Source organism: Kribbella sp. NPDC043289, assembly GCF_056436705.1.
In genome coordinates this window covers 18,778-31,776 of sequence record NZ_JBWKCB010000014.1, presented here as the reverse complement: position 1 = coordinate 31,776, position 12,999 = coordinate 18,778, and the positions used below count along the sequence as shown (strand labels likewise).

Annotated in this window: 10 protein-coding genes; all 10 read right to left on the bottom strand. The window is 66.9% G+C overall.

What is annotated here, in order from left to right:
- Window positions 1-63: 63 nt before the first annotated feature.
- Complete coding sequence (gene rpoB, locus AC0662_RS41050; RefSeq protein WP_452201380.1) at window positions 64-3,546, bottom strand: DNA-directed RNA polymerase subunit beta; 3,483 nt, start codon at window positions 3,544-3,546, stop codon at window positions 64-66.
- A 264-nt stretch (window positions 3,547-3,810) separates the two neighbouring features.
- On the bottom strand, window positions 3,811-4,635 hold the full coding sequence (locus AC0662_RS41045; protein ID WP_478307435.1) for a hypothetical protein: 825 nt from the start codon (window positions 4,633-4,635) through the stop codon (window positions 3,811-3,813).
- On the bottom strand, window positions 4,602-5,093 hold the full coding sequence (locus AC0662_RS41040; RefSeq protein ID WP_478307433.1) for a hypothetical protein: 492 nt from the start codon (window positions 5,091-5,093) through the stop codon (window positions 4,602-4,604). Before AC0662_RS41040 ends, AC0662_RS41045 begins: the two co-directional genes overlap by 34 nt.
- Window positions 5,090-6,376, bottom strand: a complete 1,287-nt coding sequence (locus AC0662_RS41035; protein WP_452201385.1) for an MCE family protein — start codon at window positions 6,374-6,376, stop codon at window positions 5,090-5,092. Before AC0662_RS41035 ends, AC0662_RS41040 begins: the two co-directional genes overlap by 4 nt.
- Window positions 6,373-7,605, bottom strand: coding sequence for an MCE family protein (locus AC0662_RS41030; RefSeq protein ID WP_478307431.1), 1,233 nt, complete (start codon window positions 7,603-7,605; stop codon window positions 6,373-6,375). Before AC0662_RS41030 ends, AC0662_RS41035 begins: the two co-directional genes overlap by 4 nt.
- Complete coding sequence (locus tag AC0662_RS41025; protein WP_478307429.1) at window positions 7,602-8,798, bottom strand: MCE family protein; 1,197 nt, start codon at window positions 8,796-8,798, stop codon at window positions 7,602-7,604. The genes AC0662_RS41030 and AC0662_RS41025 overlap by 4 nt, the downstream gene beginning before the upstream one ends.
- Window positions 8,798-9,811, bottom strand: a complete 1,014-nt coding sequence (locus AC0662_RS41020; protein WP_478307427.1) for an MCE family protein — start codon at window positions 9,809-9,811, stop codon at window positions 8,798-8,800. The genes AC0662_RS41025 and AC0662_RS41020 overlap by 1 nt, the downstream gene beginning before the upstream one ends.
- Window positions 9,808-10,839: an MCE family protein gene (locus tag AC0662_RS41015; protein ID WP_452201393.1), complete on the bottom strand. Its 1,032-nt coding sequence runs from the start codon at window positions 10,837-10,839 to the stop codon at window positions 9,808-9,810. Before AC0662_RS41015 ends, AC0662_RS41020 begins: the two co-directional genes overlap by 4 nt.
- Complete coding sequence (locus AC0662_RS41010; protein ID WP_478307425.1) at window positions 10,836-12,173, bottom strand: MCE family protein; 1,338 nt, start codon at window positions 12,171-12,173, stop codon at window positions 10,836-10,838. The genes AC0662_RS41015 and AC0662_RS41010 overlap by 4 nt, the downstream gene beginning before the upstream one ends.
- A complete protein-coding gene (locus tag AC0662_RS41005) occupies window positions 12,170-12,988 on the bottom strand; it encodes an MlaE family ABC transporter permease (protein WP_452201432.1) in 819 nt (272 codons plus the stop codon). Before AC0662_RS41005 ends, AC0662_RS41010 begins: the two co-directional genes overlap by 4 nt.
- Between the last annotated feature and the right edge of the window lie 11 nt (window positions 12,989-12,999).

Sequence of the window (12,999 nt, the reverse complement as noted above, 5' to 3'; positions counted from 1 at the left end):
GTTATCTCCCGTTGCTAAAAGTGGTCTGAGTGAGTTGGTTGTTGATGTCAAGCGGCAACCCGCTCAGACCTCCTCGACGCTGTTCGGCTCACGCCGGGACAGGTCGATTCCCAGTTCCTCCGCCGCCCGGAAGACGTCCTCCTCGCTGTCGCGCATCTCGACCCGGCTTCCGTCGGACGAGAGCACCTCGACATTGAGGCAGAGGGACTGCATTTCCTTGACCAGAACCTTGAACGACTCCGGGATACCCGGCTCGGGGATGTTCTCGCCCTTGACGATCGCCTCGTACACCTTGACCCGCCCGACGACATCGTCGGACTTGATGGTCAGCAGTTCCTGCAGCGCGAAGGCGGCACCGTAGGCCTCCAGGGCCCACACCTCCATCTCGCCGAACCGCTGTCCACCGAACTGCGCCTTACCACCCAGCGGCTGCTGCGTGATCATCGAGTACGGACCGGTCGAACGCGCGTGGATCTTGTCGTCGACCAGGTGGTGCAGCTTCAGGATGTACATGTAACCGACGCCGATCGGGTCCGGGAACGGCTCACCCGAACGGCCGTCGAACAGCCGGGCCTTGCCCTGACCGTTGACCATCCGGACACCGTCGCGGTTCGGCAGCGTCGAGGACAGCAGGCCGGTGACCTCGTCCTCGGTGGCGCCGTCGAAGACCGGGGTCGCGACGTTCGTCATCGGCTCGGCCGCACCGGCGCCGATCTTGATCAGCCGCTGCGCCCACTCTTCCTCGTTCTCCGGGTCGACTTCCCAGCCGCGGCTGGCGATCCAGCCGAGGTGGGTCTCCAGCACCTGGCCGACGTTCATCCGGCCGGGCACGCCCAGCGGGTTCAGAATCACGTCGACGTGGGTGCCGTCCTCGAGGAACGGCATGTCCTCGACCGGCAGGATCTTCGAGATGACGCCCTTGTTACCGTGCCGGCCGGCCAGCTTGTCGCCGACCGAGATCTTCCGCTTCTGGGCCACGTACACCCGGACCAGCTGGTTGACGCCCGGCGGCAGCTCGTCGCCGTTGTCGCGGTCGAAGACCCGGACACCGATGACGGTGCCCTCCTCGCCGTGCGGCACCTTCAGCGAGGTGTCGCGCACCTCGCGCGCCTTCTCACCGAAGATCGCGCGCAGCAGCCGCTCCTCCGGGGTCAGCTCGGTCTCGCCCTTCGGGGTGACCTTGCCGACCAGGATGTCACCGGTGGTGACCTCGGCGCCGATCCGGATGATGCCGCGCTCGTCCAGGTCGGACAGCATCTCGTCGGAGACGTTCGGGATGTCCCGGGTGATCTCCTCCGGCCCCAGCTTGGTGTCGCGGGCGTCGACCTCGTGCTCCTCGATGTGGATCGAGGTCAGCAGGTCCTGCTGCACGACGCGCTGGCTGAGGATGATCGCGTCCTCGTAGTTGTAGCCCTCCCACGTCATGAACGCGACGAGCATGTTCCGGCCGAGGGCCATCTCGCCCTCGTCGGTGCACGGACCGTCGGCCAGCGGCGTCCCGATCTCGACCCGCTGCCCGGCGTCGACCAGCGGACGCTGGTTGAGGCAGGTGCCCTGGTTCGAGCGGCGGAACTTCGCCATCCGGTAGGTCTGGTACGTGCCGTCGTCGGCGGCGATCTCGATCAGGTCGGCCGAGACCTCCTTGACCACACCCGCCTTGTCGGACACGACCACGTCGCCGGCGTCGACCGCACCGCGGAACTCCATGCCGGTACCGACCAGCGGGGCGTCCGAGGTGATCAGCGGCACCGCCTGGCGCTGCATGTTCGAACCCATCAGCGCACGGTTGGCGTCGTCGTGCTCCAGGAACGGGATCAGCGCGGTCGCGACCGACACCATCTGGCGCGGCGAGACGTCCATGTAGTCGACGTCGTCGACCGGGACCAGCTCGACCTCACCGTGGCGCCGGCGGACCAGCACCCGCTCCTCGGCGAACCGGTTGTCGTCGGACAGCGCGGCGTTCGCCTGCGCGATGACGAACCGGTCCTCCTCGTCCGCGGTCAGGTAGTCCACCTGGGTGGTCACCTGGCCCTCAACGACCTTGCGGTACGGCGTCTCGACGAAACCGAACGCGTTCACCCGGCCGTACGACGCGAGCGAGCCGATCAGACCGATGTTCGGGCCTTCCGGCGTCTCGATCGGGCACATCCGGCCGTAGTGCGACGGGTGCACGTCACGGACCTCGAACCCGGCCCGCTCACGGCTCAGACCACCCGGGCCGAGCGCGTTCAGACGGCGCTTGTGGGTCAGACCCGCGACCGGGTTGGTCTGGTCCATGAACTGCGACAGCTGCGACGTACCGAAGAACTCCTTCAGCGCCGCGACCACCGGACGGATGTTGATCAGGGTCTGCGGCGTGATCGCCTCGACGTCCTGGGTCGTCATCCGCTCCCGGACCACGCGCTCCATCCGGGCCAGGCCGGTGCGGAGCTGGTTCTGGATCAGTTCACCCACGGTGCGCAGGCGACGGTTACCGAAGTGGTCGATGTCGTCCTCTTCGACGACGATCTCGCCGCGCGGAGCCGGCAGCTCGGTCTTGCCCTCGTGCAGCGCGACCAGGTACTTGATCGTGGCGACGATGTCGTCGACGGTCAGCACCGCCTGGTCGTGCGCCTCGTCCCGGCCGAGCTTCTTGTTGATCTTGTAGCGGCCGACCTTGGCCAGGTCGTAGCGCTTGCCGTTGAAGTAGTAGTTCTCCAGCAGCGCCTGCGCGGCCTCGCGGGTCGGCGGCTCGCCCGGACGCAGCTTGCGGTAGATGTCCAGCAGCGCGTCGTCCTGGCCGGACGTGTGGTCCTTCTCCAGGGTGAGCCGGATCGACTCGTAGTCGCCGAACTCCTCCAGGATCTGGGCGTCGGTCCAGCCGAGCGCCTTCAGCAGGACGGTGACGTTCTGCTTGCGCTTGCGGTCGAGGCGGACGCCGACCATGTCACGCTTGTCCACCTCGAACTCCAGCCACGCACCGCGCGACGGGATGATCTTGGCGGTGAAGATGTCCTTGTCCGAGGTCTTGTCCGGGGTGCGCTCGAAGTACACGCCGGGCGACCGGACGAGCTGCGACACGACGACGCGCTCGGTACCGTTGATCACGAAGGTGCCCTTGCGCGTCATCAGCGGGAAGTCACCCATGAAGACGGTCTGGCTCTTGATCTCGCCGGTCTCGTTGTTCATGAACTCGGCGGTGACGAACAGCGGCGCGGAGTAGGTGACGTCCCGCTCCTTGCACTCGTCCACCGTGTTCTTCGGAGGCTCGAAGCGGTGGTCGCGGAACGACAGCGACATGGTGCCGCTGAAGTCCTCGATCGGGGAGATCTCCTCGAAAATCTCTTCCAGGCCGCTGGGGCCGGACAGGTCCGACCGCCCCTCGGCCTCAGCGGCGGCCACGCGGGCCTGCCACGTTTCGTTACCGACCAGCCAGTCGAAACTGTCCACCTGCAGGGCGAGCAGATCCGGAACCTGGAGCGGTTCGGAGATCTTCGCGAAGGAAATGCGGCGGGGGCCGGAGACGTTGGAAATGCTGTCGGACTGGGGGTTGCGCGAGGCGACCAAGGGGCGTCCTTCCACGGGCTCGCAAAAAATCACTTCGGTGCTGGGAGCGCACACCAAGCCGCCCCAGTCAAGTCGGAGACCCGAGCGAGGGCGAGAGAAAAGGCAGCGCAAAGAAGTAGGCTACACGATCCAGGCAAGCCTGTCCAATGGGGTCCGATAGTCTGCCGTCGGACCACCCTCTCCGTCAAGGACCGACCCGGGATCTCCAGTGGGTAGATCACCCACGAGACGTCCGGCGCCCCTCGGTGCGGAGTTAGGAAGAGATTACAGTCCGGCGATCTCCTGGACCAGCCATCGGTCGCCGTTTCGGACCATCGTGAACCGGGTCCGGTTCAGGTCCACGCGGGGCTTACCCTGCGTGATCGTGCTGGTCGTGGTCTGGTTGACGAAGATGATCAGCGTGACCCGGTCGGCGTCGCCGTCGCGGACCCCGACCTCACGGACGTCGGCCTTCACGGTGGCCTTGGTCTTGGTCGCCAGCTGGCCGGCCACCTTGGCGGTCTCGTCGAACTTCGCGGCGAAGTCCGGGGTCATCGTCGCCCGGGCCGCGGCGAAGCTTTTGTCCAGGTCACGGTAGTCGTAGCTGAGCGCGGTCTCGGCCGCCTTGCGGCCGGCCGCGGCGGCCTGGTCCCGGGCGTCCTCGGCCTGCTTGCCGTGCCACGCCTTGATCCCGAGCACCGCGGCGACGGTCAGCGTCAGGACCACGACCACGGCGAGGCCGGCGGTCAGCAGAGTCCCGAGGCCACGCTTACCTTCCGTAGTCACGGAGGCCTTGGTCGGCGCCTCGACCGGGTCCTTCGAGGGGTCGGTTGTGGCTGGGGTCACATCGTCCGCCACCCCGGCGGACCCGGTTTCCGCCACCTTCGTTTCGGCGACCGGGGTCTCATCGACCCGCGTGTCGTCGACCTGCGTCTCGTCGGCGGGTGACTCGTCGACGATCGAGGTCTCGTCGTCGGTGAGGGTCTCGTCGACGGTGAGGGTCTCGTCGACGGTGGGGGTCGCGGCCGCCGTACGGCGTTGGCCGGCGATCCGGGGGCGATTACGACGGTCCGCCATCAGCCCACCACCTGCAGGTCGGCCGTCAGCCACCTGTCCTTCTCCCGGACCATGTCCAGCTTGATCCGGTACCGGCGCTCGACACCATCGGTCGAGGCGGTGTTGGTGACCACCGCGTTCACGATCACCAGCACCTGCGCGGAGTCCTTGTCGTTCGAGACCACCGCGGCCTCCTTCACGTCGCCCTTGGAGGTCGCCTTGTTCGTCGCGACGTCGGTCTTCACCGCGTCGAGCCCGGCCTGGAACTCCTGTTTGAACTGACCCGTCGAGTCGTCCACCACCCGCTGCGAGTCCGCGTCCCAGGTCTGGTAGTCGTACGTCGTGAAGTCCAGCGCGAGCTGTCGCGCGGACTTCATCGCGCCGTCCCGCTGCGCGTCGGCGGCCCGCTGGCGGCCCAGGGCCACCACGGACAGGGTCAGCCCGGCGAGTGCCACCAGGAGCAGGACGCTGAGCGCCCACGCCAGCACCAGCCGGCCGTTGCGTGCAGTCACTTGCCGGTCACCGGTCCGAGAATCAGAGCCTTCCAGGAGTCGCTGCCGAGCAACTCCTGCTGTCCGCCGGTCGATCCGAGGACCATCTCCGGCATCCCCCCGGTACCACCCGCGGCGCCGGTGGTCTGGTCGTAGCCGATCCCGTACCCGGTGCGGTTCAGGTCGCGCGACGACGGGGACGGCTTGTTCTGCGAGCCACGCACGTTGATCCCGGTCGACGGGTTCGCCGTACAGCCGGCCTTGGAGTTCGCCGGGGTGGGCTGGGTGTCCTGCGGGACCCGCTTGTCCGTCCCGCCGTACCCGGGCCGGCAGGCGGGCGGGCTGATGCCGAGCACCAGCCCGAAGTGCGCGTCGTAGTGCCCGTCGGCGTTCTTCGCGGGGACGACGTACCCGCCCATCGACACCGCCGGGTAGACCACCAGCAGCTGTTCGACGGCGTCCAGCCGGACCGCGGTCAGCTCGCTCACCGTCAGCAGGTTACCGAGCAGCACCGCGATGTCCGCACGGTTGTCCTGGATCAGGCCGGTGACCTGGGTGGAGGCCAGCGAGCCCTGGTCGATCACCTTGCGCAGGTTCGCGTCCGAGCTGACCAGGGTGTCGGACAGCAGCGCGAGGTTCTTCGCCCAGGTCTTGATCGCGTCGCCGCTGGCCACCTGGGTGGCGAGCACGGTGTCGCCGTCGTTGATCAGCTTGATCGTCTGCAGCACGTTCGCGTCCGCGGTGTCGATCAGCTGACCGGAGCTGTCGATGATCTTCTGCAGGTCGGTGCCCTTGCCCTTCAGGGCGGCACCGAGCTCGCGCACCGTGACCCGCAGGCTGTTCTTGTCGACCGAGTTCACCAGCTGGTCGAGGTTCAGCAGCAGCTCGGTGGTGTCGATCGGGATCGCGGTGTCCTTGCGGTCGATCTTCGAGTGGTTCTGCAGGTACGGCGCTCCGTCGCGCCGCGGCTGCAGATCGACGTACTGCTCGCCGATCGCGGACCGGTTCGCGACCACCGCGATCAGGTCGTTCGGGATCTTGTACTTCTTGTCGATCTTGAGGTTCACGTCGACGCCGTCGGACAGCAGCTTCAGATCCCCGACCCGGCCGACCGGCTTACCGCGGTACGTCACCTCGGCACCGGAGAAGATGCCGCCGGACTCGGCGAAGCTGGCGCTCACCGTGTAGTCGGTGTCGACCACCAGCTTGTCGATCTGGGCGTACTTCGCACCGACGAACGCGACGCCGACGACGGTGATCAGCAGGAACACCATCAGCTGGATCCGGACTGCTCTGGTGATCATCCGACCGCCCCCGGCATCAAGGCCCGCGCAAGGTCGGGATCGAACCCGGAACGCCGCAGCTGCGCAGTGCAGACCGGCAGCCCGAGCAGCGTGATGCAGGTCGTCGTGGTCCCGGTCGGGACCGGCAGCGACGGCACCACACTGCCCTTGCCCGGGCTGGTCGGCAGATGCAGCGGCAGGCTGATCCGGCCGGTCGGGATCGCCGACGGGCCGACCGTCGGGAGTGTCAGCCCGAGCAGACCCTTGAGCGCCTTCTGGGTGTTCACGTCCAGCGTGATCCCGAGGTTCGTGTAGTCACCCTTCGCGGCCTTGGCGGCCTGGTCCGGGAACGGGTACGTGAACAGCAGCTCGAGCGACTTCGGCAGGTTCTCCCCCGCCTCGGCGAGCTTGTTCAGGATCGGGTACAGCGACTGCAGGTTGGCGACCAGGTCCTTCTGCGCCGAGGTGATCACCCGGGTCGCGGTGTTGCCCAGCGTGGCCAGTGCCTGCAGCGTCTTCACGAGCGCGGCCCGCTGCTGGTCGAGCGTCTTGATCGACTTCGGAAGCGAGTCGATCGCGGTCGCCAGCGTCGCCTTCTGCGCGTTCAGCTTCTTCGCCAGCGCGTCGACCGCGGTGATCGCGGTGATGATCCGCGCCTTGTTCTGGTCCAGCGTTCCGACGAACGTGTTCAGCTGGGTCAGCACGCTGCGGATCGCCGGCTCGTTGCCGGTGAGGGCCTTGTTCAGCTCCTGGGTGATGATCTGCAGCTGCGCCACGCCGCCGCCGTTCAGCAGCAGGGAGAGCGCCGACAGGACCTCTTCGACCTCGACGTTGCTGGTGGTCCGGGACAGCGGGATCAGCTCGCCGTTGTCCAGCTTGCCGCGCGGCTGCTCCGAGCCGGTCGGCCGCGACAGCGACACGAACTTCTCGCCGAGCAGGCTGGTCTGCCGGATGGTCGCATGCGTGTTGTCCGGCAGCGCGAGACTCTTCGGCAGCCGGATCCGCACCTTCGCGACGTACCCGTCCAGCCAGACCTTCTCGACCGTGCCGACGGTGACGTCGTCGACCTTCACCGTCGACTTCGGCACCAGGTCCAGGACGTCGGCGAACTCGACGGTGACCGTGTACGACGGTCCCTTGATCTTCGCGCCACCGGGCAACGGCAGCGAGTAGACGCTGAAATCACATCCGCTCAACAGCATGGCCATCGCGGCGACTCCCGCGACGAACGACGTACGGCGTCTGCTCACTTGACCAGCCCTCCGAGCGTCGGGTCGACCGGGTCGGGACTGTTCAACGGTGCCTTCGGGGCCTGCGGTGCCGGCGCCCACGGCGTACCGGCAGGGCCGCCGCTGGCCGGCGCCGTGCCGGTCAGCTGTTGGATCAGCGGCAGCTTGGCGAGCGCGTCGAGCACCGGCTTCAGGGTCGAGCACAGGGACTTCGACTGGCCCGCCTGTAGCAGCAGCGAGCACACGAAGGTCGCGGGGTCGTCGAGCTGGCCGGGGTTGATCCGCTGGTCCAGCGTGCCGAACTGCGGGTTGTAGATCCGCGCGAGGTTGCCGAGACCGAGCGGCGCGGTGTCGAGCACCTCCGCGATCGCGGCCTTCTCCTTGACCAGGATCTGCGACAGCGCGGTCGCCTGGGAGACCGTGCCCTTCACCAGCGTCCGGTTGTCCTTGACGAACGTCGCGACCTCGCCGAGCGCGGTCGCGAGCAGCGACAGCGCGGCGCCGAGGTCCTGGCGCTCACCGGCCAGCGTCGTCGACGTCTTGGCGAAGTTCGTGTTGAACTGCCGCACCAGCTGGTCGTTCGCGGCCAGCGCGGACACGAACGTCTGCAGCTGCCGGATCGTGTTGAACAGCGCCGACGAGTTGCCCGACAGCGTGCTGGTCAGCTTCGACACGTCGGTGATCGTCTGGTTCAGCTTGGCGCCCTGGCCGTTCAGGTTCTTCGCCGACACGTCCAGCAGCCGCGCCAACGCACCCTGGTCGTTCGCGCCCTTCGGACCGAGCGCCACCGAGAGGTCGTTCAGGCTCTGGTAGATCTGGTCGAGCTCCAGCGGTACGGCGGTCCGGTCCAGCGGGATCTCCGCGCCATCGGCCATCACCGCGCCCTTGGAGTACGCCGGGGTGAGCTGCACGTACCGGTCAGCGACGATCGACGGCGACGCGATCACCGCCTTCGCGGTGGCCGGCACCTTGTGCTTCGCCTCCCACCAGAATTTCACCCGGACGCTACGGCCGGCCGGAGTGACGCTCTCGACCTCACCGACCTTGATCCCGAGGATGCGGACATCCGACCCGGGGTACACCGACACAGCCCGCGGGAAGTACGCCGTCGCCGTCACCCGCTCGGGTTTCGGCCACAGCGACACGGCACCGACGGCGACGATCACCAGGACCACGGCGATCGCGATCAGCCGGGACAGTCCGTTGACCCGCATCAGCCGCCACCTCCGAGGATCGGCGGCAGCCCGGACGGCAGCACACTGGGCAGCGGGATCTCCGGGACGGGCGCCAGGTTCTGCAGGTAGGTGTCGAACCACGGCCCGGTGCCGAGCGTGTTGGTGAAGACCCGCACGAACGGCGCCAACCCCTTGATGCTCGCGTCCAGGGAGTTCTGGTTCTTCAGCAGTACGGCGAGGACCGCGTTGACCTTCTGCAGCGTGGGCCCGAGGTCCTTGCGGTTCTCGCGGACCAGCGCGGTGATCTGCGCGGACAGCTTCTGCGTCGACACCAGCAGCTGGTGGATCAGCGCCCGCCGCGCCTGCACGGCCTGGAAGACCGAGTTCCCGTCCTTCATCAGCTTGACCAGCTGCTGGTTGCGATCGGCGAGGACCTTGGTGACCACGTTCGAATGCTGGAGCAGCAGCTTGAGCTGCTCGTCGCGCTTGGCCACGTTCCGCGACAGCCGGGACAGACCGGTCAGCGAGGCCTGCACCTCTTCCGGCGTGTTCTTGAACGTGGCCGACAACGTGTCCAGGGCCTTCGCGAGCTGGGCGGTGTTGATCCGCTCGGTGGTGTTGGCCAGATCGGAGAAGGCGTCCACGACGTCGTACGCCGACACCGTCCGCGCCAGCGGGATCTCGGAGCCCGCCTTGAGCTGACCCTCACCGGCCGGGTTCAGCTTCAGGTACTTCTGGCCGAGCAGTGTCTTGATCTTCATCTCGGCGCCGGTCTGGTCGCCGAGCTTCACGCCCTTGTCGACGACGAAGTCGACCCGGACGTGGGTGCCTTCGAGTTCGACGTCGCGGACCTTGCCGACCCGGACCCCGGCGACCCGGATCTCGTCGTTCGCCTTCAGGCCGCCGGCCTCGGAGAACTGCGCGGAGTACTTCGTCCCGCCGCCGATCAGCGGCAGGTCCTGCGCCTTGAAGGCGGCCAGCATGATCAGGCCGATCACCGTCAGCCCGACGACACCGATCGTGACCTGGTTCTGTTCGCGGAAGGGCTTCACTTCTTGCACCTCGCGGAGTTCAGGTCGTACGCGACTGGGACGCGGGTGCCGGTGGGCAGCGTGACGTTGCCGTCGAAGTTGCACAGGTAGAAGTTGAACCACGAGCCGTACGACGCGGTGCGGGTCATGTTGTTGAGCTTCTCCGGCATGAACTGCAGCGTCTTCACCCAGATCGACTGGGTGTCGTCGAGGGTGCTCGCGACCGTCCGCAGCTGGTTCAGGTCCGCCTTGATCGGCACCCGGGTCTGCTGCAACAGGCCGGCGGTCTTGGTGTTCAGCGAATTGATCGAGGTCAGCGAACTGAGGATCGGGTTGATGTCCTGACTCAGCCCGGTGATGAACTGCTGCAGGTTCACCAGCAGCTGCGAGAAGTTCTGCTGCCGCTGGGAGACGATCTGCAGCGTCGACGTCAGGTTGGTGATCAGGTCACCGATCACCTGGTCGGCGTCGGCCAGCGTGGTAGTCAGCGACGCGGTCTTGGCGAGCAGCGACTCGATCGTGCCGCCCTCACCCTGCAGCACCTTGATCACCTCGAACGCGAACTGGTTCACGTCGGCCGGGGTGAGCGCGGTGAACAGCGGCTTGAACCCGTTGAACAGCACCGACAGGTCCAGCGCCGGCGTCGTCCGTTCCTTCGGGATGATCGCGTTCTTCTTCAGCCGGTCGCCGCCACCGACCCCGTCGGTCAGCGCGATGTACCGGTTGCCGACCAGGTTGCGGTAGCGCAGCGTCGCGTGCGTCGAGGTGTCGACCACCTGATCGGAGTCGACGCTGAACGTCACCATCGCCAGCTTGTCCTGGTGCAGCTGGATCTTGTCGACCTGCCCGACCTTCACGCCGGCGATCCGGATGTCGTCACCCTGGTTCAGCCCGACCGCGTCGGTGAACACCGCGCGGTACTTCGTCGTCGGATTGAAGCTGATGTTCCCGATCGTCACCGCCAGCAACGCGGTCGCGATCGTCGTCACCACCACGAAGATCCCGAGCCGCACGGTGTCGAACGTGGTCTTCCGGTCGAAGAAGCTCACTTCATGTTCACCTGCCCGCCGCGTAGCAAAGGGCCGACCATCAGGGTGGTCAGGTCCGGTACGTCGCTCGGCGCGACGCCCATCTCGGGGCCGACGACCGAGTCGATGACCTTCTGTTCGGCCGGCGTACCGACGCCCTGGGTGTCCATCGCGAATCCCGGCATGGCGCGGTTGAGTGTCAGGTTGACCGGGAAGCGCTGGTTCTTGTTGTGGTCGCCGATCACGCCGTCGTCACCGGTGATGTACGGCGCCGGGTTCTCCTGCGTGTACGGGCCTGGCTTCGAACCGGGATGGCTGTAGTTCTTGCCGACACAGGTCGGGCCGCGATGATCGGCGTACACCGGTTTCTCGTTCGGCTCGTAGGGGGTCGGCTGGTTGGTGATCAGCTCGAGGTTGATGTTCAGCCGGCCGTCGCGGAACGTGTCGTTCAGGATCGGGGCGGTGTCGGTCATCACCTGGAGGAAGCACGGCACCTCCGGCGAGTACCGCTCGAGCAGGTCGAGCACCGGACGGCTGACCTGGCCGAGCCGGATCACGCGGTCCTCGTTCTCCTTCAGGAACGCGTTCCCGGTGGTCGACAGGTTCTGCACGTCGACGAAGAACTGCTGCAGCTGCAGTTGCTTCTCCACCACGGTGTTGCCGGTGATCGTGAGGTTGCGCAGGGCCCGGACCAGGTCGGGCGTCGCGTCGCCGTACAGGTTCGCGACCTGGGTGAGCTTGGCCAGCGCGTCCATCAGCTTCGGGACGCTCGGGTTCAACTTCTTCAGGTATCCGTCGAGCTGCGTCAGGGTGCCGGCGATCTCGGCGCCGCGGCCCTCGAGCGCGGTCGCGAGGGTGTTCAGCGTGGCGTTCAGGTCGGCCGGGTCGACCGCCTGGAGCAGCGGCAGCGCGTCGTTCAGCACCTTCTCGATCTCGATACCGACCGCGGTCTTGTCACGGCTGATCACGTCACCGGCTTTGATGTGCCGGCCGCCGACACTCTCCACGCCGGTCGGTGGCACGAGGGCGACGTACTTCTCGCCGAACAGTGTCTTCGGCAGGATCCGGGCACTGACCGCGCTGGAGATCTCGGCCACCTGGTCCGGCTTGAGCGCCAGGTCGACGGTGGCCTCGTCGCCGTCCGTGGAGACCCCGCGGACCTCGCCGACGATGATGCCGCGCAGCTTCACGTCCGCGTGCTCGTTGAGCTGCAGACCGATGTGACTCGTCTTCAGCTCGACGTTCACGGTCTTGGTGAAGACCTTCGCGTAGAACGCGTACGTCAGCCAGAGCAGGAAGACCAGTACGCCGATGAACGCGACACCGAGCACCTTGTGCGAGATCAGCTTGGTCATCCGGCCAACCTCACTGTGGTCGTCGTGCCCCAGATGGCCATCGACAGCAGCAGGTCGACGACGTTGATCACGACGATCGACGTCCGCACCGCGCGGCCGACGGCGACGCCGACACCGGCCGGACCGCCGGTCGCGTGGTAGCCGTGGTAGCAGTGCACAAGGATGACGAGCACCGAGAACACCAGCACCTTGCCGAACGACCAGAGCACGTCTCCGGGTGGCAGGAACAGGTGGAAGTAATGGTCGTACGTGCCCGTACTCTGCCCGTAGAACGTGGTGACGGTGAGTCTTGTCGCGAAGTACGAGGCGAGCAGACCCACGACGTACAGCGGGATGACGGCGATCAGGCCCGCGATGATCCGGGTGGTGACCAGGAACGGCAGCGACGGGATCGCCATCACCTCGAGGGCGTCGATCTCCTCGCTGATCCGCATCGCGCCGAGCTGCGCGGTGAACCCGCAGCCGACCGTCGCGGCCAGCGCGATCCCGGCGATCAGCGGGCCGATCTCCCGGGTGTTGATGTACGCCGACACGAAGCCCGCGAACGCCGACGTACCGATCTGGTTCAGCGCCGAGTACCCCTGCAGGCCGACCTCGGTGCCGGTGAAGAACGCCAGGAACGTGATCACGCCGACCGTGCCGCCGATCACCGCGAGAGCGCCGGTGCCGAGCGTCACCTCGGCGAGCAGCCGGAAGATCTCCTTGCGGTACCGGGTGATCGACTTGCCGGACCAGGCCAGCGCCTTGATGTAGAAGGCGAGCTGCTCACCGAGACGGTCGAGCGAGTTCAGCGGCTTCTTGACCAGGGTGTCCATCAGGGCCGACA